The organism is Streptomyces sp. NPDC006430 (assembly GCF_040612395.1).
In the GTDB taxonomy this organism is placed as follows: Bacteria; Actinomycetota; Actinomycetes; order Streptomycetales; family Streptomycetaceae; genus Streptomyces.
The window spans coordinates 118,999-141,193 of the sequence record NZ_JBEXQA010000014.1 but is presented as its reverse complement, the minus strand read 5'-3'; the positions used below and the strand labels follow the sequence as shown (position 1 = coordinate 141,193).

Sequence of the window (22,195 nt, the reverse complement as noted above, 5' to 3'; positions counted from 1 at the left end):
AGCAACAACGCGTCCCCTGGGTCGTACACTCGGCCGCACGCGCTGGAGGGGGCAAGAATGTCACATGTCACGGAACCGCGAGGCTGGGCTTCCCAGCCTCTGCTTGAACGGGAATCCGAGATTCTCGCGATCCACCGCGCAGTGGACGATCTCTGCGGCACCTCTCACCACGGTGCGTCCGGCCGCCGCGGTGGAGTCCTGACCTTCGCGGGGTCGGGCGGCATAGGGAAGACCACGCTACTGGCAGAGGCCCGCCGGCATGCCGCGGAGCGCTCGTGCACCGTACTGTTCGCGCGCGGCGGCGAGCAGGAGAAGCAGGTTCCGTTCCACGTGATGCGGCAGCTCATCCAGCCGGCGTTCGCCGCCATGAGCGAGGGCGAGAGGCGCGACGTCCTCGGCACCTGGTACGACATCGTCGCTCCGGCGCTCGGGCTGACCGCCGCCGCCGAAGGCTCGACGGCACCCGACCCGCAGGGCGTGCGCGACGGCTTGGACTGGGTCGTCACCCATTTAACCGTACGCAGCGCCCCCGTCGTCCTCGTGCTCGACGACGCGCACTGGGCGGACGCGGAATCCCTGGCGTGGCTGACCGCGTTCGCGGCGCGGGCCGAGGAACTGGGCATGCTGATCATGGTGGCCTGCCGGCCGGACGAGATCCCCGCCGACGCCGGCTCCCTGCGCTCCCTGATGGGGCGCCAGGGGACCCGTCCCCACGAACTGGCGCCCCTCACCACCAGCGCCGTGGCCCGTATCGTGCGCGATGCCCTCGGGCAGAACGCCGACGACGTGTTCTGCCGGGAATGCTGGGCGATCACCGGCGGGAACCCCTTCGAGGTCGTCGAGTTGGCCATGAAGGGCCGCGACCGCGAGCTGAAGCCGCACCAGGACAGCATCCCCCAGCTGCGCGACCTGGCCTCGGCCGTCAAGGGCAGTGGTCTGATCGACCGCCTCGAACAGCTCGGGCCGTCCACCGTCCGGCTCGCCTGGGCCGCCGCGGTACTGGGCACCGCGATCCCGACCGGCATCGTGGGAAGCGTCGCGGCCCTCGGCGAGGCACAGGTCGACCAGGCCATCGCCCAGCTGAAGGCCGCGCGCATCCTGACCGTCCTCACCAGCGTGCGCCGCAAGGAGGTCGTGGAGTTCTTCCATCCGCTCATCGCCACGGCCGTGTACAGGTCGATTCCACCCGGTGTGCGCGTCGCCATGCACGGGATGGCCGCACAAGCCCTCGTCGACGACGGCCAAGGGGCTGCCGCTGCGGCCCGCCACCTGCTGGAGATGCACCCCGACGGCGACCCCTGGGTGGTGCAGCAACTGCGCCAGGCGGCACGCGAGAGCTTCTCCGCAGGAGCGCCCGACGCCGCACGCCGCTACCTGGCGCGGGCGCTGCGCGAACCGCCGGACGCGGAGGACCGGGCCGAGGTGCTGTTCGAACTCGGTTCCGCCAACCTCCTGCACGACCCCGCAACCACCATCAACCAGCTCAGGGCCGCGTTGGAGGAGCCCCAGGCGCAGCAGCCGCTGCGGGAAGCGATCACGTACCGGCTCGCCCAGGCGCTCGCCCACACGGGACAGTTGGCGAAGGCCGCCGGTCTCCTTGCGGACGAGGCCAAGAAGGCCACGAGCGCCCGGACCCGGCTGCGCATGCGGGCCGAACAGTTCAAGTGGAACTCGGTCCGGGTCGACGAGGAGAACTCGCCCGCGCGCTCCCGGCTCCTCTCCCAGTTCGCCAAGCGGATCACCGGACGCGGGCTTGCCGAGCGGCACATCCTGGGTCTGCGGGCCTGGGACGCCGCCATGCGCGGCGAACCCGCCGCTACGGCCCTGGAGTACGCGGAACAGGCGCTGGACGGTGGCATGAGCTGGACCGACCAGGACTTCGGGTTCGAAGTGCCGGCCGTCGTGGCGGTCACGTTCATGTACTGCGACCAGCCGGGCCGCGCCGAGGAACTCTTCAACGCCGGCATCCTCGAGTTCGAGGCCAAGGGCTGGCGCGGCGCACACCTGTCGTTCGTCTACACCCTGCTCGGCTACGTCCGGTACCGCCGCGGGCGCCTCGCCGAGGCCGAGGACTTCGTGCGCAACGGTCTGCAGATCGCCGACCGTGTCGGACACGGGATCCCGGCGCAGTGGTACGCGATCGGAACCCTCATCGAGACGCTGCTCGCCCGCGGGAACACCGACGAGGCCGTGCAGGTCGCCCAGGCCTACAAACTGGAGGAAGGCCTTCCCCAGGCGGTCGTCTATCCCGACCCCCAAGCCGTGCGGGGCAAGCTCCTGCTGGCCCAGGGCAGGTACGAGGAGGCGATCCAGCACCTCAGCGCGGCGGGCAAGCGCCTCGATCTGCGCGGTACGCGCAACCCCTCGTGGAGTCCCTGGCAACTCGACCTGGCCCTCGCTCAAGTGGCACGCGAACCCGAGCAGGCACGGGCGACGGCGGCCGAGGCGCTGGCGCGCGCCCGCGCGTTCGGAACGTCCAGTGCGATCGGGCACGCCCTGCGGGTGTCGGCGGCGGCCGGGGACCCCGCACAGGCAGCCACCCTGTTGCAGGAGGCGGTGAACCACCTCGATCAGTCGCCGGCGGCCTGCGAACTGGCGCACGCGCTCGTCGACCACGGCGTTGCGCTGCACACGCTCGGTGACCCGCACCGGGCGGCCCAGCAGCTCTACCGGGGCATGGAGGCCGCCTCGGCCTGCGGCGCCGACGCCCTCGCGCGCCGCGCACGCTCCCAACTCGCGTCGGCCGGGCTGCGTCCGCGCCGTCTGCACACCTTCGAACAGGACACCTTGACCGTCGCGGAGATCGCCGCGGCCCGGCACGCCGCGCTCGGTCTCGACAACGCGGCGATCGCCACGAAGACGAACACCACCGTGCAGGAGGTCTCCGAGCTGCTGTCCGCGGTTTTCACGAAGTTGGGTACCGACCGGCTGGGCCTGAGCCGGGCCCTCGGGACCTGATCCGCGGACCGCCGTGCGGTGCCTCGTCGGCCTCGCGCCCGGACCGATGGTGACATGCCTCGTGCCCGTCCCGGCAGTGATGTGCCTCGGGACGGGCGCGGGAGGGTCGTACGCCGGCCTCAGCCGAGGACCGCACCCAGGCACAGGAAGCCCGCGACGGCGACGAGTAGGGCGCCCATCAGGGGAGCGATGAACCGCAGGTACTGGTCGTAGCGGATCCGGGCCAGGGCCAGGCCGCCCATGACCACGGCCGAGGTGGGCGTGATCAGGTTCACCCAGCCGGACGCCGACTGGTAGGCGGTGACCACCAGGGCCCGGCTGACTCCAGCGAAGTCCGCGAGGGGCGCCAGGATCGGCATGGCCAGCGCGGCGTGGCCCGACGAGGACGGCACGAAGAACGCGAGCGGAATGTTGATGAGGAACATCAGCACGCTGAAGACGCTGGAGGACGTGCCCGAGACCGCGCTGTGCAAGCCGTTCAGGACGGTGTCGGTGACAGCCGCGTTGTTCATGATGACGGTGACGCCGCGCGCCAGCATGACGATCATGGCCGCTCCCATGAAGTCGCCGGCTCCGTTGGTGATGGCGTCGGCCGTGCCCTTTTCGCCGAGGCCGCCGATCAGGCCGACGGCGATCGCCGCGACGATGAACAGAGCGGCGAGTTCGGGGAAGTACCAGCCGAGCGTCGGCAGGAAGGTGACGTGCAGGTCGGCCCACGGGATGACCGCGAAGATCATGAAGAGGAAGGTTCCCGCGAACAGGCCGAGCACGAGGCGGTGGCGACGTCCGAGGGCGGCCGTCTCCGCGTCCCCGGCCGCCGGGAGGCGGTCGTCCTCGGTGGCGGTGACCAGCGAGCGCGAGGGGTCGGCCAGGACGCGTCCGGCGTACCGGACCACGTAGGCGGCAGCGATGGCGGTCAGGCAGACCCACATCGCCAGTCGGAGCAGGATTCCGTCGCCGGTGCCGATGCCGGCACTGTCGGATGCGACGCCGGTGGCGAAGGGGTTGACGGTCGAGGCGAGCGTGCCCACACCGGCGCCGACCATGATGACGGTCGCCGCCACCATGCGGTCGTAGCCGAGGGTGAGCATGAGGGGGATCATCAGGCCGTAGAAGCCGAGCGTCTCCTCGGCCATCCCGTACGTGGTGCCGCCGAGCGAGAAGACCGTCATGAGGACGACGAGGAGCAGGGTCCGGTGGCCGCGGAGCCGGTGTGCGAGGCGGGCCACCCCGAGGGTGAGGGCCCCGGTGCGCATCGTGACCGTGATGAACGCTCCCACCGCCAGGATGAACAGGAACACTCCGGCTGCGCCGGCGAAGGCGCCGTCGGCGCCGGGGGTGGTGAGTCCGCTCTGCGCGTCGGTGACGCCGTAGAGGCCGTTGACGGGTGAGAGGAACAGGTCCTTCAGGCGGTCCCAGAAGCCGGTGGTCAGCTGCACCGAGTGGTACGTGCCGGGTACGGGGCTGCCGTCCTTGGTCTCGTAGCGGCCGGCGGGTATGACGAAGGTCAGCGCCCAGACGGTGATCGTCACCGCGATCAGAACCGTGAAGGCCGAAGGGAACCGGAACCGGCGCCGGCCGTTCGTCGGCCGGGCCGGGTCGGTGCCGTTCCCGGCGGGCTCCGCTGCCGCGGGCGCGTTTCTTGTGCTCATGTCAGTTCCTGAGTTCTGGGGGCGGAGTCGGCCCGGGGACGGCCGTTCGGGGTGACGAGGGTGCCGGTGGCGCCGTCGAGGATGGCCTGCGCGTCTTCGAGGGCGCCGATCGCGGCCATGCCGCCGGTCAGTTCGACGAACCGGCAGACGGCGTCGACCTTCGGGCCCATCGAGCCGGCGGGGAAGTGCTGCGCGCGGAGCTGCGCGGGTGTGGTGTGCCCGATGGGTGCGGCGTAAGGGGTTCCGTATTCGCGTTCGACGTGCGGCACGTCGGTGAGCAGCAGGAGTGCGTCGGCGTCCAGTGCCTCGGCCAGCAGGGCGGCGGTCAGGTCCTTGTCCACCACGGCTTCCACGCCCACCAGTCGGCCCTGGTCGTCCCGGATCACGGGGACGCCTCCGCCGCCGGCGCAGACGGCAACGGCACCGGAGTCCAGCAGCAGGCGGATCAGTCGGGTCTCCACGACGCGCTGCGGGCGGGGCGAAGCGACGACCCGCCGCCAGTGGCTGCCGTCCTGCTTGACCGTCCAGCCGCGCTCGGCGGCCAGTCGTTCGGCCTCCGCCCGTTCGTAGACGGGTCCGACGAACTTCTCGGGCTCGGCGAAGGCCGGGTCGGCGGCCGAGACGAGCGTCTGGTTCAGCAGTGCGCAGACCTGTCGCTCGGGAAGGGCGTTCTGGAGGGACTGCAACAGCCAGTAGCCGATCATGCCCTGGGTCTCCGCGCCGAGGACGTCGAAGGGATAGGGGCTGCTCAGGGAGCGGTCGGCCGCGCTCTCCAGGGCGAGTACGCCGACCTGCGGACCGTTGCCGTGCGTGATCACCAGTTCGTGGCGGTCTGCCAGCGGGGCGAGTGCGGCGACCGCCGCACGGACGTTGGCCAGTTGGACGGAGGCGTCCGGCCGTTCCTGCCGGCGCAGGAGGGCGTTGCCGCCCAGGGCTATGACGACGCGCATGAGGTGGTCTCCATAGGTCGGGGTGGTCAGTCGGTGAGGGTGGCGACGAGCACGGCCTTGATCGTGTGCAGCCGGTTCTCCGCCTGGTCGAACACGATCGAGTGCGTCGACTCGAAGACCTCGTCCGTGACCTCCATGGCGGTCATGCCGGTCTGGGCCGCGATCTTGGCGCCGACGGTGGTCTCGGCGTCGTGGAAGGCCGGCAGGCAGTGCATGAACTTGACCCGCGGATTGCCGGTGGCCTTGAGCACGTCCATCGTCACCTGGTAGGGCTTGAGCAGGGCGATCCGCTCGTCCCACATCTGCGCCGGCTCCCCCATGGACAGCCAGACGTCGGTGTAGATGAAGTCGACGCCGTCCACGCCTTCGGCCACGTCCTCGGTCAGGGTGATCCGCGCTCCGGTGGCCTTCGCCACCCGGCGTGCCTCGGCCACCACCTCGGGGGTGTTGTGCAGGGCGGCGGGCCCGACCATGCGCACGTCCATGCCGAGCATCGCGGCGGTGACGAGCAGGGAGTTGCCGACGTTGTTCCGGGCGTCGCCCAGGAAGGCGAACGACACCTGCTCCAGCGGCTTGTCGGTGTGCTCCCACATGGTGAGCACGTCCGCGAGCGACTGCGTGGGGTGCCACTGGTCGGTCAGCCCGTTCCATACCGGAACGCCGGCGTACCGGGCCAGTTCCTCGACCAGCCGCTGGTCGCTGCCGCGGTACTCGATGCCGTCGTAGTAGCGGCCCAGGACCCGGGCGGTGTCCTTGATGGACTCCTTGTGGCCCAGCTGCGAGCTCGCCGGTTCGAGGTAGGTGACGTGTGCGCCTTCCTGGTGGGCGGCCACTTCGAAGGCGCACCGAGTGCGCGTGGATGTCTTCTCGAAGATGACGGCGATGTTCTTGCCGCGCAGCTGCTGCTGCTCGGTGCCGGCCGAGCGGGCGCTCTTGAGCTGCTCGGACAGTTCGAGGAGGTGACGGAACTCCGCGGGCGTGAGGTCGAGTTCCTTGAGGAACGGGCGGTGACGGAGGTCGATCGACACGGAGGACTCCTTGAGGGGGTGTACGGGGTGTACGGGGCTGGCGGGACGTTGGGCGCGGCGCGGGCCGGGGTCGGCCGGGCGGTCCGCGCGGCGGTCAGACCGCTTCGCGCTCGATGGGGCAGCTCATGCAGCGCGGACCGCCGCGGCCCCGGCCGAGCTCGCTGCCGCGGATCGTGACGACCTCGATGCCGCTCTTGCGCAGGTGCGTGTTGGTGGTGACGTTCCGCTCGTACGCGACGACCACGCCGGGTTCGACGGCCAGCACGTTGCAGCCGTCGTCCCACTGCTCCCGCTCGGCGGAGCGGATGTCCTGGCTGGGGGTGAGGACGGTGATGGAGTCCAAGCCCAGCGCGTCGGCGATGACCCGGTCCATGTCTTCAGGCGCGTGATCGGTGATCTTCAGGTCCTGGTCCCCGACGCCGGGCTCGATGGTGCAGGACCGCAGTGCGCCCAGACCCGCGTAGCGGGTGAAGGTGTCGCCGCTGACCATCGTCATGACGGTGTCCAGGTGCATGAAGCTGCGGCTCTTGGGAAGGTCCAGTGCCACCACGCGCCGCGCGGAGCCGGCCGCGAACATCCGCAGGGCCAGCCGCTCCACGGCCTGCGGCGTGGTGCGCTCGCTCATGCCGATCAGCACGGCACCGTTGCCGATGACCAGGACGTCACCGCCCTCGATCGTGGAGGGGAACCCCGCCTGGCCGTCCGACCAGCGCCGGAAGTCCCCCTTCTCGAACAGGGAGTGGTGCTGGTAGATCGCCTCGAAGTGGACGGTCTCGCGGCGCCGTGCGCGCTTGCGCATCGGGTTGATGCTCACGCCGTCGTACACCCAGCACGAGGTGTCGCGGGTGAAGAGGTGGTTGGGCAGCGGTGCCAGGACGAAGTCGTCCGGCGCCATGGCGTGCAACCGTACGCTCGGAACGTTCCCCGTAAGGGTCTGGAGTTCGCGCTTGGTGACACCGCCGACGAGGCACGCGGCCAGAGCGGCCGGCTCCATCGAGTCGAAAGAGGCGTGGATCCGGTCCGTGGCCAGCGGCCCGAACTCGCGCTCGTCGAAGACCCGGTCAAGGACGAGGGTTCGGGCGGCGGGACTGGCCAGGGTTTCGGTCAGGAGGTCCGCGAAGAGGTGCACCCGCACCCCGCGGTCACGAAGGGTGTCCGCGAAGGCGTCGTGCTCCTCCCTGGCCCGCTTGACCCAGAGCACGTCGTCGAAGAGCAACGCGTCCTTGTTGGTCGGGGTGAGTCGCTTCAGTTCCAGATCGGGCCGGTGCAGGATGACCTGCTTGAGCCGTCCGGTCTCGGAGTCCACGTGGAAAGGCATGGCTTCCTCAAGGGTGGGGGATCAGGAGTCACCCCGAGGAAGCACCGAACGCACCGTCATTTCCGGTCGAGCGGCGCCTCGTTCCTGCCGGATCGGGGCGACACCTGAACCCTGTCACCGTGCACCCGCCGCGAGCCCTGGGCGACGGTCCCTGCCCCGGACCTGAACGACCCCGTCGTCCCGGCCCGTTCGCCCGGCCCTGTGCGGGCCGTTCGGCCCTGGTGCGCGAGCGAGCCGGTGCGGGACGCTTGCGATCGGATGCCCGGACGTACGGCCGGGCATCCCGCAAGCGGTAGGGGCCCGCGGCCGGGCGCGAGCCCGTGCTGCGGTGCCCGACGCCCGTGCCCGGCGCGGGTGCCCGACGGGCGCCGCTACGCACTCGCCTGGTGCGCGCCGTCAGCTCAGCAGTCCGCGCCCTCGGTCAGGGGGGCCCGCCAGACCAGCCGGCTCCCCCCTTCGGGGGGAGAAAGGATCTCGAAGGTCCCGCCCGCGCGGCGGGCCCGCTCGCCGAGGTTGGCGAGGCCGCTGCGCCGGCCCTCCTCGGGGATGCCCCTGCCGTTGTCCGAGACCACGAGCACCACCTCGTCCGCGGCAGCCTGGAGGTTCACCTCGACGCGCGTCGCGTGCGCGTGCCGCGCGGCATTGCTGAGCAGCTCCGACAGCACCGCCACGACGTGGTCCGCCACGGGCAGGGGGACGTTGGTGTCCAACAGCCCCTCCATGCTCAGCCGCGGCGGGAAGCCGAGGGAGGAGGCGGCGTCCCCGACGGCGCGCGCGACCTGGGCGCGCAGGCTCGGCCCGGTCGCCTCGTCGCGGGTACGGAGGCCGAAGATCGTCGAACGGATGATCTTGATGGTCTCGTCCAGGTCCGACACCGCCCGCTCGACGCGTTCCGCGGCGCCCTGGTGCTCCACCAGCCGGGCGGCGCTCTGCAGGGTCATGCCGGTGGCGAACAGCCGCTGGATGGCGAGGTCGTGGAGGTCCCGGGCGATCCGGTCGCGGTCCTCCAGCAGGGCGAGCTGCTCGGCGTCGTGCCGGTGCTCGGCGAGCTCCAGGGCGAGGGCCGCCTGTCCGGCGAAGGCGCGCAAGTGGTCGAGTTCGGCCGCTATGAACGGGGGCTCTTCGGGGGCGCGGGCCAGCAGGAGCACGCCTCGGGTGTCCTGCGCGCTCGTGCCCAGCGGGACCGCCACCGCCGGACCGAGATCGTCGGAGCGGACCGCCCCCGCATGGTACTGGGCGTCGTCGGCCAGCCCGGTGCTGCTCACGGGGGCGCCCGATCGGTACGCGGTGCCCGGGAGGGTTCCCTCGATGGGAACGACCAGGCCCCGCCGGACGTCCTCGTCCACTCCCATGACCAGTTCCACGACGAGGTCGTCCGTCCCGGACACGGGCACGGACACCTCGGTGAGGCACGCCCCGGTGATCTCCTGGGCGCGACGGGCGATCAGCTCCAGCACCTGGAGCCGTGGGCTTCCGGACAGCAGGCTGTTGGTGATCTCCGCGTTCGCTTCCAGCCAGCGCTGCTGGCGCTGGGAGCCCTCGTACAGGCGGGCATTGTCGATGGCCACTCCGGCGGCCACGGACAGCGTGGAGATCACCGATTCGTCCTCGGCGTCGAAGTCCTGCCCGCCGCGCTTGTCGGTCAGGTACAGGTTCCCGAAGACCTCGTCCCGGACCCGGATCGGGACGCCGAGGAACGTGCGCATGGGCGGGTGGTTCGCCGGGAAGCCGTAGGAGGAGGGATGCGTGTCCAGTTCGCTGAGCCGGAGCGGCTCGGGATTGCGGATGATCTCGCCGAGCAGGCCGTGGCCGGCCGGCAGCGGTCCGATCTTCGCGATCTCCTCCTGCGTCAGCCCCGTGGTGAGGAACTGCGAGAGCCGTCGGCCGTCCGGGCCGATGACGCCCAGCGCCCCGTACTCGGCGTCGACCAGCAGCGCCGCGGCCTCCACGATGCGGCGCAGCACCTGTGCGAGATCGAGTTCGCGGCCGACGGAGACGACGGCCTCCAGCAGGCTGTGCACGCGGTCCCGCGTCCCGCGGGCCGCGTTGATGCGCGCCTGCAGCTCTTCCAGCAGCTCGTCCAGCCGCATCTGAGGCATGCGCGAAAACGATTCGTCCGCCATGTCCACCGTCCCCCTCGTGCATCCCGCTCCCCGTACACGCCCAGGGTAACGGCATCCCGGTGGTGGGCCCCGCAGGGCGGCCCGGGACGGGAGGGGCCCGCAGTGGTCGGGAGGGAGGGGTTAGTGGAGGTCAGCCCGGTGTGCCGGCCACCGTACGGGGCTCGCCGCGCTCGGCTACCGCGGGGTACGGCCTTCGGGTACGGTCGGGGAACCGGTCTCCTGTCCCGGTCCGGAGTACTGGGCCGCCAGGACGGCAGCCTGCACCCGGCGCTCCACGCCGAGCTTGGCCAGCAGCCGCGAGACGTTGTTCTTCACGGTCTTCTCCGCGAGGTAGAGCCGCGTACCGATCTCCCGGTTGGTCAGCCCCTCCCCCACCAGCGCGAGGATCTCCCGTTCGCGCGCGGTCAGCCCGGGCGGCCCCTGCGGCTCTTCCTCCTGGCCTCCGGTCCGCAGCCGGGCCATCACCCGTGCGGTGGCGCCCGGGTCGAGCATGGACTGGCCCGACGCCACCGTGCGTACCGCGGACACCAGGTCCGTACCGGTGATCTGCTTCAGCACGTAGCCCGAGGCGCCGGCCATGATCGCGTCCAGCAGTGCCTCCTCGTCGTCGAAGGAGGTCAGCATGAGGCAGGCGAGCTCCGGCATCCGCGAACGCAGCTCACGGCACAGGCTCACCCCGTCGCCGTCCGGCAGCCGTACGTCCAGGACCGCCACGTCCGGGCGCAGCGCGGGCACGCGCACCAGCGCCTGCTCCACCGTGCCCGCCTCGCCGACGACCGTCAGATCGGGTTCCGCGTCCAGCAGGTCGTGGACGCCCCGACGCACGACCTCGTGGTCGTCCAGCAGGAAGACCCTGACCGGCTCTCGCGGCACGGCGCCGGCGGTGTACTGCGTCATCGAAGCGCTCCATCTTTCCTGTTCACGCCCCCGACTCTGATGGGGGCTGAAGTGCAGCATGCCGTCGGTCGCGGCGAAGGACCAGGGCCGGAAGACCCTCTTCGCACACCGATCTCAGCACGTGCTCCTGCTGACGGTACCTGGGAACGGGGACGAACGGCCCCGTATCAGGACCCTGACCGGACCTGCCGCGCGCTCCTCCCTGGCAGCAGGCTGTGAGCAAGGACGAAAATACGACCACGGCAGGGGCGAGGAACATGGTGCACACACGAACGGTGGGGCAGCTGATGACCTGCGAGGTCGTCACGGCCCGTCGGGACACCCCCTTCAAGGAACTGACCCGGCTCCTCGCCCTCCACCGGATCACCGGCCTGCCCGTGGTGGACGAGGACGACAAAGTGGTGGGTGTCGTCTCCCGGACCGACCTCACCCGGCGACGGAGCGTGCCGAGCCGCCTCATGCCCCACGTGTCGGCGGGAGCGCTGATGACCGCCCCGGCGGTAACGGTGCACCCCGAGCAGCGGGTCGCGGAGGCCGCACGCATCATGGAGCGCCGCCGCATCGACCGGCTCCCCGTGGTGGACGAGGAGGATCGCCTCATCGGCATCACCACGCGCCGTGACCTGCTGCGCACCTTCCTGCGCACCGACGACGAGATCCACTCCGAGGTCGCGGCCGAAGTCACGGCACGGCTGCCCACCCCCGCCGAGGGAGGGCTCCGCGTCCTCGTCAAGGACGGGATCGTCACCCTCCAGGGGATCGCCCCGCCCGACACGGACAGCACCGCGCTCTTGCGGGCGGCCTGGCGCGTGGACGGTGTGGTGGGGGTGGTGTACCGCCCACCGAACGAGGCGGCATGAGGCACCAGAGGGCGCCTGAGCACCAGAACGGGTGGCACGACATGACGCCCCGGGCCGAGCGGCCCGGGGCGTCATGGATGACCGCGGTGCGCCGGTCCCGGGTCTGACCCGGGACCGGCGCACCGCGGCGGCGTTCAGGCGAAGATCGCCTTCAGCGCCTTCAGTGCCGTCACGGGGTCGGACAGGGCGTGGTAGACCGCCGGGATCTCCTTGTCGATGTCGAGCAGCCCGTACACGGCGTGCATGGCCCCGCGCACTGAGTACTCGACGGTGAAGACCACGTCCTCGGGGATCTCGGTGAACTGGCCCAGGAACGCGAAGTTGGTGGAGCCGCGCGGAATGACCTGGGGCCGGTCGTGGACCTCGCGCCGCTCGAACTGGCTGGTGATGTACGGCATCATCACGGTGGTGACGGTCGTGGTGGCGCACACCTCGTCGGCGATGTCGTGGAAGCCGAACTGGCCCAGCAGTTCGTCGAGGATCTCCTGCCCGGTCGCCTCCGACATCTTCCGGCCCGTCAGCTCGCTCGGCTCGTCGACGAACAGTGCGTACCCCCACAGTGTGAAGACGTCGTCGGGCTGTCCGTCGAAGTGCGGCTGGTGGGGGACGACCACCGACATCAGCCAGCGGGAGTCCTTGAACGTCATCAGCGCTCCGGTGCCGGGGGCATTGCCGGAGAACTCCTCGATCCGCTTGAGCAGGGTCGGGCTGCGCATGGTCAGGGTGAACGACTCCCACTTGGCCTCGTCCACGTTGCCGTTGAAGGCGCCGGGCCGGCCGAAGTCGGGAGCCTTTCGGGCCAGGGTCTCCCACAGGGTCCAGGCGCCGTCCCTCTTGTCGCGGACGAGCTCGGGCACCGTGTCGTCGCTGCCGTACCGCGCGTCCGCCGTCATCGATCCGAGAGTGATGAAGGCGTAGTCCTGCGGGCCGAGTTCGTAGGAGTCCTCGGTGCCGTCCCGCTCGAAGCGGATCCGCCGGACGCGGCGCTCGCCGTGCTCACCGCCCAGGCGGCCCTCGCCGTCCTCGCCGGTGAACTCCACGTCCGTGACCCTGACACCGTGCTCGGTGCGGACCCCCTGCCGCTCCAGCCACTCCTGTACCGGCCGCACGATGGAGTCGTACTGGTTCAACCGTGTGCGCCGCACCCCGGCGAGGGTGTGGATGCGCGGCAGTTCCTGGAGGAAGCGCAGGAAGTACCGCTTGAGCTCGATGGCGCTGTGCCAGTTCTGGAAGGCGAAGGTGGTGCGCCACATGGCCCAGAAGTTCGTGGTGAAGAAGTGCTCCGAGAAGAAGTCCTCGATCCGGCGCGCTCCGATGACGGACTCGGGCAGGGCGAGCAGCCGTGCCATCTCCAACCGGTCCGCGGTGGTGAACCCGAGCCTGGACGCGTCGAGGACGGTCCCGGAGGCGTCGATCAGCCGGGCGTTGGCGTGCGTGGCCCAGCGGGCGTTGAACTCCTCGGTCTCCCGCAGGACGGACACCGCGTCGTCGCCCAGCGTGGGGATGGTGTCCAGCAGGTTCCACAGGCAGACGTACGCCTCGTCCTCCAGCATGCGACCGCCCCGGGTGACGTATCCGCCCTCCGGGGAGCCGCTGCCGTCCAGCGAACCGCCCGACTGCGCCTGTTCCTCAAGGATGCGGACGTTCTCGCCCGGCAGTCCCGCGTCACGTACGAGGAAAACCGCCGCCGCGAGCGAGGCGATCCCACCGCCGACCAGATACGCCCGGGGATGCTGCGTCGCGTTCGTCATGACCGATGCCCTTCCTGGAGCGGACCGCCGGGGCTCCCCGCCGGTCCACCCAGTCAACGCCCGTACGTAGGGACGCGCACGGGCCGGTCGGGCCGAGCGACACCGTCCATTGGTCCCTGCGCCACGGCCCGACCCCGGTGGGGACCGTTCATTTGCTGCTGTCGGCCGATGACGGCGGGAGGGCGGCGCGGCCGGCTTCCAGCCGGGCGACCGGGACCCGGAAGGGGGAACAGGAGACGTAGTCCAGCCCAACGTCGTGGAAGAAGTGGACGGATGCGGGGTCTCCGCCGTGTTCGCCGCAGACGCCGATCCTGAGGTCCGGCCGCGTCGCGCGCCCCTCCGCGACGGCGATCTCCATGAGGCGGCCCACGCCTTCGCGGTCGATCGTCTCGAAGGGCGACCTCTGGAAGATGCCCTTGTCGAGGTACGTGGAGAAGAATGCGGCCTCGACGTCGTCGCGCGAGAACCCCCACGTGGTCTGGGTCAGGTCGTTCGTCCCGAAGGAGAAGAACTGGGCGTCCCGGGCGATCTTCCCCGCGGTCAGCGCCGCCCGGGGCAGTTCGATCATCGTGCCCACCGGGCAGTCGACCTCGACGCCCGTCTCCAGGACCACTTCGGCGAGCACCGCGTTCACCTCCTCCCGTACGAGGTGCAGTTCCTCCGCCGCGTCCACGAGCGGGACCATGATCTCCGCCCGAGGGTCGCCTCCGGCCCGCTTGCGGGCGACGACGGCCTCGGCGAGGGCACGCACCTGCATGGCAACGAGCCCGGGAACCACCAGCCCGAGCCGGACGCCGCGCAGGCCGAGCATGGGGTTCTCCTCGTGCATGCGGCTGACGGCCGCCAGCAGTTCGCGATCGCGCGCGGTCGGGGTGCGGCCCGCGGCCTCCTCCCGGGCGATGCGCACGGCGAGCTCGGTCCGGTCGGGTAGGAATTCGTGCAGCGGGGGGTCGAGCAGGCGGACGGTGACGGGAAGCCCGTCCATCGCCTCCAGGATTCCGATGAAGTCATCGCGCTGGAGGGGCAGCAGCGCCGCGAGGGCTTCGGCCCGCTCGGTACCGGTACGGGCCAGGATCATGGTCTCGACCAGGGGGCGCCGATCACCGAGGAACATGTGCTCGGTACGGCACAGACCGATGCCCTGGGCGCCGAACCGGCGGGCCCGGGCGGCGTCCTGCGGGGTGTCGGCATTGGCCCGGACCTCCATCCGGCGCACCGCGTCGGCAGAGGACATGAAGCGGTGCACCTCGTGGACGATCCGCTCGTCGCTTTCGTCGGGCGCCCGCCCGCCCTCCTCGAAGTACCGCACGACCTCCGATTCGCCCAGCGGCACCGCCCCGAGGTACACCACCCCGTCGGTTCCGTCCACGGAGACCACCGTGCCCTCGTTGACGGTCATCCCGCCCACCGTGAAGGAACGCCCGGGGACGTCGACGGCGATGCCCTCCGCCCCGCACACGCAGACCTTGCCCATGCCCCGTGCCACGACCGCGGCGTGGCTGGTCTTTCCCCCCCGACTGGTCAGCACGGCCTGGGCGGCGATCATGCCCGGCAGGTCGTCCGGATTCGTCTCCCTGCGTACGAGGACCACGCGCTCCCCGGCACCGGCCCGTCGGACCGCCTCGGCCGAATCGAACACCACGGCCCCCACAGCGGCCCCGGGCGATGCGGGAACGCCGCGCGCGATCACCTCGCCCGCGGTGGACGTGTCGAAGCGCGGGAACATCAGGCGGGCCAGGGCGTCCCCGTCGACGCGGGCCAGGGCCTCCTGCGAGGAGATCAGCCCCTCGTCGGCGAGCTGGGAGGCGATGCCGAAGGCGGCCTGCGCCGTGCGCTTGCCGACGCGGGTCTGGAGCATCCACAGCTTGCCCCGCTCGATGGTGAACTCGATGTCGCACAGGTCCTTGTAGCGGGCTTCCAGGCGGTCCATGTAGCCGCGCAGTCGGGCGTACGAAGCGGGGTCGAGGTCGGCCAGTCGCTCCAGGGGCACGGTGTTGCGGATTCCGGACACGACGTCCTCGCCCTGGGCGTTGGGCAGGTAGTCGCCGTAGGTGCCGGGGCGCCCGGTGGCGGGATCGCGGGTGAAGGCGACGCCACTGCCGGAGTCCGGTCCGAGGTTGCCGAACACCATGGTCTGGACGGTGACCGCGGTGCCCAGGTCGTCGGGGATGTGCTCGCGGTGGCGGTAGATCCGGGCCCGCTCCCCGTTCCAGGACGTGAAGACGGCCAGGATCGCCCTGCGCAGCTGCTCGGCGGGGTCCTGGGGGAACTCCTCGCCGGTCTGTTCCACGATCAGGTCCTTGAAGGAATCGACCAGCCGGATGAGGTCCACGGTGTCGAGGCGGCTGTCGTCGGAGGCGCGGTGCTGCCGTTCGAGCTGGCCGATGACGTTCTCGAAGAGGGCGCCGTCCACCCCCATGACGGTGCTGCCGAACATCTGGATGAGGCGCCGGTAGGAGTCCCAGGCGAACCGCTCGCGCTCGGGCGTCTTGCCCAGGCCGAGGACGGCCAGGTCGTTCAGGCCGATGTCGAGGATCGTGTCCATCATGCCGGGCATCGAGAACCGGGCGCCCGACCGGACGGACAGCAGCAGGGGGTCGTCCACCTGCCCGAGCCGTTTGCCCGCCGCCCGTTCCAGAGCCGTGAGGTGGCGCGCGACCTGCGCGTCCAGCTCCTCGGGCGGCGCGCCCGTCCTGAGGAAGACGCGGCACGCCTCGGTGGTGACGGTGAACCCGGGAGGCACGGGCAGGTCCATGCGGGCCATCTCCGCGAGGTTCGCGCCCTTGCCGCCGAGCAGCCCGGCCATCTCACGACCGCCCTCGGTGAACTCGTACACGTACTTCGTCATCACGCTCGCCTCTCTCGTGGGGTGTACGGGGCGTTCCGCTCGTCGGGGCAGCGGCATGCTCGTCCCCTCACACTCTCGCCGTCCCCCCTCGCGCCGTGCAGGGTCCACAGGTCCCCACACCGGGACGACCGGCCCACTCCCCCCTTCTGGCGGATCCCCGTGCGGGGTCCGGCGCCCACACGCGCCACGGCCCACCGCGCGGCGGTCGCGCGGTGGGCCGTGGGTGGCTGGTGAGCCGTGGGGCGTGAGCGGTTACGGCGCCATCTCGTACGCCCCGGACAGGGCCTCGACGCGCTCCCAGACCCGGGCCGAGCGGGCCTCGTCGACGACCGGACGCCGGACGGCGCCGAGCGCCCAGCTCTGCTGCTGCTCGGTGGCAGAATCCTTTCCGTACAGCTCGACGGCGTGCGCGGAGAAGTCGCGCACGAGGACGGCGAACAGTTCGTCCAGCACGTCCTCGTCGAGGTCGGTCAGGCGCGCCTGCTCCAGGATCAGCTGGCCGTGGACGACCAGTGCGAACAACTGGCCGACGGCGAGGAGGAGGTCGAGGTCGCGGCTCTGCTCCTCGTCGGGGGCGGCGGTCGTGACGAAGGCGCACAAGGCGTCGGCCTGCTGCCGGAAGCGGGCGACGTTCGGCACCGTGGCGTACGCCTCGTACGCCGGGCGCCAGTCGTGGAAGCGCACGGAGCCCAGGCCGCGGGCCGGCCCCTGCTGGAAGAGGAAGGCGTCGTCGGCCGCGTCGAGGCGGGGCGGTACGGGTGCGTACTCGGCGGGGTCCAGCAGGTGGTTGCGCATGAACTTCAGGATCAGCGCGAGGTTGACGTGGACCGTGCCTTCCAGCTTGGGCAGACCGCGGATCTCGACCGCGGCCTGGGCGAAGTAGTTGTCCTTCTCGAAGCCCTTGGCGGCGATGACGTCCCACATCAGGTCGATGACCTTCTCGCCTTCCGTGGTCACCTTCATCTTCGTCATCGGGTTGAAGAGCAGGTAGCGGCGGTCATCGGGCCCGGCGGTGCGGAAGTAGTCGACGGCGCGGTCGCTGAAGAGCTTCATCCCGACGAGACGGACGTACGCGTCGGTCAGCTCGCGCCGCACGTGCGGGAAGGCGGTGACGGGGCGGCCGTAGAGGATGCGGTTGTGCGCGTGCGTGACGGCCTCGTACATGGCGTGTTCACAGATGCCGATCGAGGCGGTGCAGAGGTTGAACTTGCCGACGTTGACGGTGTTCAGCGCGGCGTCGAAGGCGGCACGACCGGTGTGCAGGATGTCCTCGGGGGCCACCGGGTAGTCATCCAGGCGGAACTCGCTGACGTACTTCGAGGAGTCGACGACGTTCTTCACGAGGTGGTACGCGGGACGGCGGCTGTCGGCCGCGAAGAAGACGTAGCCGTCCGGGCCCTCGACATCGGTGCGTCGGCCGAACACGGAGACGAGCCCGGCCGCGTTGCCGTTGCCGATGTAGTACTTGGAGCCGGAGGCCCGGAAGCCGCCGTTGCCGTCGGGCTCCAGCAGCATGTCGGTCGAGTAGATGTCGGCGCCGTGGGTCTTCTCGGACAGGCCGAAGGCGAACACCTCGCCCTGGGAGAGGAGTTCTGCCGCACGGCTGCGGGCGGCGGCGTTGTCGCTCTGCCAGACCGGGCCGAGGCCGAGGATCGTCACCTGCCAGGCGTACCAGTAGTCGAGACCGTAGAACCCGAAGATCTCGTTGAGGGCAGCGATCCTGGCGGTGTCCCAACGCTGGTCCTTCTGCCCGGCGTCCGCGGCCGGGGTGAGGAAGGTGGCGAACAGGCCCTCCTCGGCGGAGAAGGCGAGGAAGTCCGCCAGCCAGGCGCGGGAGCGGTAGTCCTCGATCAGCTTGCGCTTGCCGCGCGCCTCGAACCAGTCGACGGTGGCCCGCAGCAGCCTGCGGGTCTCGGGGTCGAAGTGCTTCGGGTCGTACGTGCGCGGGTTGAACAGCAGCGGGTCGGCCATGGAGGTTCGCCTTCCGGAGGTCGGGGGTGAGGGTTGGGGTGGAGAGCGAGGGTTGCGGGCTGGGGCGTCGGGGGGTTGGGGGCTGGGGCGTCGAGGGAGCCGGCGGGGCGTTCAGGTGCGCCGAGGCGACGCGGCGAGCCGGCGGACGGTGGCGAGCACGTCGTCGAGCCAGGCGATACTCATCCGTTCGTACGCGATGCCGCCGCGCAGCACGACGTGTTGCAGTTCCTGGCCGGCGTCGGGGGGCGCCGGGGCCCCGGGCCCGGTGAAGTCGCGCAGCTCCCCGGCGAGGTAGTGGGCGAGCCGGTCGCTGTGCACCTGGCGGTGCCGCTCGACCTCGTGGATCAACGCGGCCGGGTCGTCGAAGGCCGCGCCACGGATCTTCACGGCCAGATCGTGCCGCAGGCTCTCCGGTTCGATCGGCTCGTGCAACCAGCGGGCGAGGGCGGCCCGGCCGGCGTCGGCGACGGAGTACTCCTTCTTGTCCGGCCTGCCCTGCTGCGCGACCTCGCGCACGGCGAGCATGCCGTCGCCCTCCATGCGCTTGAGGACGCGGTAGATCTGCTGGTGGGTGGCGGTCCAGAAGTATCCGATGGACCGCTCGAACCGCCGGGCCAACTCGTAGCCGGAGCCCGGCTTCTCCAGCAGGGAGACGAGGATCGCGTGTTCGAGCGCCATGCCCCGATCTTTCTATGCAACTCGTTGCATAGACAAGTCGAAGGGTCCGGGTGAGACACGGCTCACCCGGCGCAGCAGGGCGGCGGGGCGGCGAGCGGAGCCCGGACGCACCCGTGCATCACCGCGCTGCCGCTCCGCGGAGCGAGGCCAGGGTGTCCGAGGCCTCGGCCACCTCGGGCAGGCCCAGTGCTCCGAGCTGTTCCACGGCCTGCGCGAGACGGGCCTCGGCCCCGGCGTGGTCCCCCGCCGCCGCCAGCGCGGTGCCCAGCAGGCGCAGGGTCCGCGCCTGTGCAGCCCGCCAGCCGAACCGGTGGGCCGCGGCCAGCGCGCGTTCGCCGCAGGCTGCGGCTTCGCGGGGCTGGGCCCCGGTCAGGTGGGCGGCGGTCTCCGAGATCAGGTTGATCACCTCGAAGGCCGGGTAACCCCCGCGCACGCCCAGCTCGGCGCTCTCCCTGTGCAGGGCGACCGCCTCCTCCACGCGGCCCGTGCGCCGGGCGACGATCCCCAGGCTGTACAGCGCATGGGCTTCGCCGTAGCGGTCCGCGCGGTCGCGGGCCGCGGTCAGACTGAGCCGACAGGCCTCGGCGGCCTCGTCGTACAGGTGCAGGTTCAAAAGGGTGCTGACGCTGTTCGAGCGCGCGTGGTCCGTGCCCCACGCATTGCCGCAGGCCGTACCGAGGGCGACCGCCTCCCGGTAGAGGGCATCGGCCCTCCTCCAGTCGGCGCGCCCCTGCCGGGCCACGGCACGACAGGTCAGGATCTCGGTGCGCACCACCTCGTCGCCGACCGCCCCCGCCGCCCGCTCGGCGCGCTGGAGTACGGCTTCCGCCTCCTCGAACCGGCCCAGCCGGGTGAGCGCCGTCCCCAGCATGTAGCCGATGCGGCCGGCCGCACGGGTCTCCTGCTGTTCCTCGGCGCCGCGCAGGATGCGGCGGGCAGGGGTGACCAGCGCGGCCCACAGGAACGATCCGTCGAGCAGTGGGTCGAGGGCGAGGACCGCGTCGGCGATCAGGGCGACGGCCGACGGTTCGGCCTCCAGCGCCTGGACGGCCACCGCGAGGACGACCTCGACGTGCACGGCACCCGCTCGCTCCCCGGTGGGGTGCGGAGCGGGGGTCGCACCGTCGGCGGTCGTGGGGGTCAGCAGGCCCGCGAGGGGGTGCCCCGGGCGCTGGACGGCGTACGCGTACCGGGCGCGGGCCAGGTGGTGTTCGACCAGCCGGAGCAGCGCCTGCGTCCGGTCGCCGGGCTCGTCGCACTCCTCGGACCGCGCGGCGGCGAACTCCTTCAGCAGATCGTGACAGCGGTAGCTGAGCGGGGCCGGGGACTCCAGGAGTCCGAGCTCGATCAGCCGTTCCAGGTGCTGCTCGGTCTCCGGTTGCTCCGACCCGGCCAGTGCCGCCGCCGCGGCGAGGTCCACCGTCTCCACCTGCGGGACCGCCAGGAGGCGAAACAGTCGCGCTTCGGCCGCACCGAGCAGGTCGTAGCCGAGGCGGAAGCAGGCTTCCACGCTCTCTTCGCCCCCGCCCCGGCCCGGGAAGGCGAGGCGGCTCCCGTCGAAGAGCCGGACGAAGTCCGCCAGCCGCCAGGCCGGCCGAGTCGCCAGCCGGGACCCCGCGATGCGCAACGCCAGCGGCAGCCCACCGCACCGCTCGACGAGCGCCGAGGCCGCGGCGGGCTCGGCGGCGATCCGCTCGTCCCCCACGATGCGACCGAGCAGGGCCACCGCGTCCGCGGCGGACAGGACGTCGAGCCGCACGCGCAGGGCGGCCGGCAGTTCGGGCAGGGTGCTGCGGCTGGTGACCAGTACCGCGCAGGTGGGCGCGCCGGGGAGGAGCGGCTCCAGCTGCGCGATGTCCCGGGCGTCGTCGAGGACGAGCAGCAGGCGCCGGCCGGCCAGCCGTGACCGGTACAGGCTCGCGCGCTCCTCCGGTTCTTCGGGGAGGGAGGGGCCGGCGACACCGAGCGCGCGCAGGAATCCGGCCAGCACGGCGCCGGGTTCCGCCGGGTCCTGCCGTACGCCGCGCAGGTTCGCGTACAGCTGGCCGTCCGGGAAGTGTTCCCTGAGCCGCTGGGCGGCGTGCACGGCGAGGGTGGTCTTGCCGACGCCGCCGATGCCGCCGACGGCGCAGACGGCCATCGCCTCGGAGGCCGTCGGGGCCAGGGCGTCGACGAGGGCCTGGACCGCCTCCGCGCGCCCGGTGAAATCACCCGGGACGTACGGCAGTTGGGCCGGGCGGGGCGGGTGGGCGGAGCAGGGCAGGTGGGCCGGGTGGGCCGGGTGGGCCGCGGGTACGCCAAGAACGGGTGCGGGAGCGGGAGCGGGTGGGGCCAGGACGGCGGACGGCGCCACCCCTGCTTCCCTCCCCCGACCGCTGCCCTCCAGTACGGTGTCGCGGAGCGTACGGAGCCGGTCGTTGAGGGGATGCTCCAGGCACAGGCCGGTCAGTTCGGCGACGAGCTGCGCGTGGCGCCCCAACTTCACGTCGAGCTCGACCCGCTCCATCAGGACCGACAGGCGCAGTTCGGCCAGCCGCTCGCGCTGGATACGGGCCTGCGGGCCGGGCAGTCCGGCCAGGGCGGTTCCCCGCCACATGCCCAGGGCCTGCGCCATCAGGTCCCGCGCCGCGGGCGTGTCGCCGGCCGAGGCGGATGCCCGGCCGAGGGCGACCAGATCCTCGAAGCGGGCCAGGTCCAGGCCGTCCTGGCCGACTTGGAGGGCGTAGCCCCGTCCCTGGGTGGCCAGTGCGCGGCCCAGCGTGCGCCGGAGCCGGTAGACGTACGACCTGACCGTGCCCACGGCGGCGTACGGCGGTTGCCCGCCCCAGAGGCCGTCGATCAGCTCGTCCAGGCCCACCACCGCATTGCGCCGGCACAGGAGCATGGCGAGCAGGGCACGCTGCTGCGGTGGACCCAGCGGAAGCAGGGCGTCGCCCCGGTGGGCCTGAACCGGTCCTAACAGGGAGAAGTACGGTTCGGCCCGCGTGCCGCTCATGGCCCCTCCTCCCGCCCCCGTACCTGCGGCCGCGAGGTGCGTGTACCTACCATCCGGTCCCCAACTCTACCAAGGGCGAGCGGAACGGGACGGAGCGTATGCAATTCGGCCACATCGCACGATCAGGGCACGTGATTTCGGCCGGCCACCCATCGATCGTTCACGC

At 71.4% G+C, this 22,195-nt stretch carries 13 protein-coding genes; 2 read left to right on the top strand and 11 right to left on the bottom strand.

Annotation, left to right across the window (positions count from 1 at the left end; all coding sequences use genetic code 11):
• Positions 1 to 57 precede the first annotated feature (57 nt).
• A complete protein-coding gene (locus ABZZ20_RS21480; RefSeq protein ID WP_356871814.1) occupies positions 58 to 2,958 on the top strand; it encodes an AAA family ATPase in 2,901 nt (966 codons plus the stop codon).
• Between the two features lie 119 nt (positions 2,959 to 3,077).
• Here ABZZ20_RS21480 and ABZZ20_RS21475 read toward each other — a convergent pair whose 3' ends face one another.
• From ABZZ20_RS21475 to ABZZ20_RS21450, 6 genes are all read right to left on the bottom strand, one after another.
• Positions 3,078 to 4,610 (bottom strand): YfcC family protein, encoded by a 1,533-nt coding sequence (locus tag ABZZ20_RS21475; RefSeq protein ID WP_356871812.1) that lies wholly within the window; start codon positions 4,608 to 4,610, stop codon positions 3,078 to 3,080.
• The gene (locus tag ABZZ20_RS21470) at positions 4,607 to 5,560 is read right to left on the bottom strand and encodes a carbamate kinase (RefSeq protein ID WP_356871810.1); all 954 of its coding nucleotides are present in this window, start codon (positions 5,558 to 5,560) and stop codon (positions 4,607 to 4,609) included. Before ABZZ20_RS21470 ends, ABZZ20_RS21475 begins: the two co-directional genes overlap by 4 nt.
• Before the next feature lie 26 nt (positions 5,561 to 5,586).
• Positions 5,587 to 6,588 (bottom strand): ornithine carbamoyltransferase, encoded by a 1,002-nt coding sequence (gene argF, locus ABZZ20_RS21465; RefSeq protein ID WP_356871808.1) that lies wholly within the window; start codon positions 6,586 to 6,588, stop codon positions 5,587 to 5,589.
• 94 nt (positions 6,589 to 6,682) lie between these two features.
• Positions 6,683 to 7,906: an arginine deiminase gene (locus ABZZ20_RS21460; RefSeq protein WP_356871806.1), complete on the bottom strand. Its 1,224-nt coding sequence runs from the start codon at positions 7,904 to 7,906 to the stop codon at positions 6,683 to 6,685.
• Between the two features lie 401 nt (positions 7,907 to 8,307).
• On the bottom strand, positions 8,308 to 9,996 hold the full coding sequence (locus tag ABZZ20_RS21455; RefSeq protein ID WP_356871878.1) for a GAF domain-containing sensor histidine kinase: 1,689 nt from the start codon (positions 9,994 to 9,996) through the stop codon (positions 8,308 to 8,310).
• Positions 9,997 to 10,203: 207 nt separating this feature from the next.
• A complete protein-coding gene (locus tag ABZZ20_RS21450; RefSeq protein ID WP_356871804.1) occupies positions 10,204 to 10,926 on the bottom strand; it encodes a response regulator transcription factor in 723 nt (240 codons plus the stop codon).
• A gap of 257 nt (positions 10,927 to 11,183) precedes the next feature.
• On the opposite strand from ABZZ20_RS21450, the gene ABZZ20_RS21445 reads away from it, so the two are divergent.
• Entirely contained in the window at positions 11,184 to 11,786 is a 603-nt protein-coding gene (locus tag ABZZ20_RS21445; protein WP_356871802.1) for a CBS domain-containing protein, read from the top strand.
• Between the two features lie 134 nt (positions 11,787 to 11,920).
• Here the strand turns inward: ABZZ20_RS21445 and ABZZ20_RS21440 are convergent, their stop codons facing one another.
• From ABZZ20_RS21440 to ABZZ20_RS21420, 5 genes are all read right to left on the bottom strand, one after another.
• Positions 11,921 to 13,537, bottom strand: coding sequence for an oleate hydratase (locus ABZZ20_RS21440; protein WP_356871800.1), 1,617 nt, complete (start codon positions 13,535 to 13,537; stop codon positions 11,921 to 11,923).
• 148 nt (positions 13,538 to 13,685) lie between these two features.
• A complete protein-coding gene (gene ppdK, locus ABZZ20_RS21435) occupies positions 13,686 to 16,385 on the bottom strand; it encodes a pyruvate, phosphate dikinase (RefSeq protein WP_356871798.1) in 2,700 nt (899 codons plus the stop codon).
• A gap of 252 nt (positions 16,386 to 16,637) precedes the next feature.
• On the bottom strand, positions 16,638 to 18,356 hold the full coding sequence (locus tag ABZZ20_RS21430) for an acyl-CoA dehydrogenase family protein (protein ID WP_356871796.1): 1,719 nt from the start codon (positions 18,354 to 18,356) through the stop codon (positions 16,638 to 16,640).
• A gap of 111 nt (positions 18,357 to 18,467) precedes the next feature.
• Positions 18,468 to 19,034, bottom strand: coding sequence for a PadR family transcriptional regulator (locus ABZZ20_RS21425; protein ID WP_356871794.1), 567 nt, complete (start codon positions 19,032 to 19,034; stop codon positions 18,468 to 18,470).
• Between the two features lie 118 nt (positions 19,035 to 19,152).
• A complete protein-coding gene (locus tag ABZZ20_RS21420; protein WP_356871792.1) occupies positions 19,153 to 22,029 on the bottom strand; it encodes a BTAD domain-containing putative transcriptional regulator in 2,877 nt (958 codons plus the stop codon).
• Positions 22,030 to 22,195: the final 166 nt, after the last annotated feature.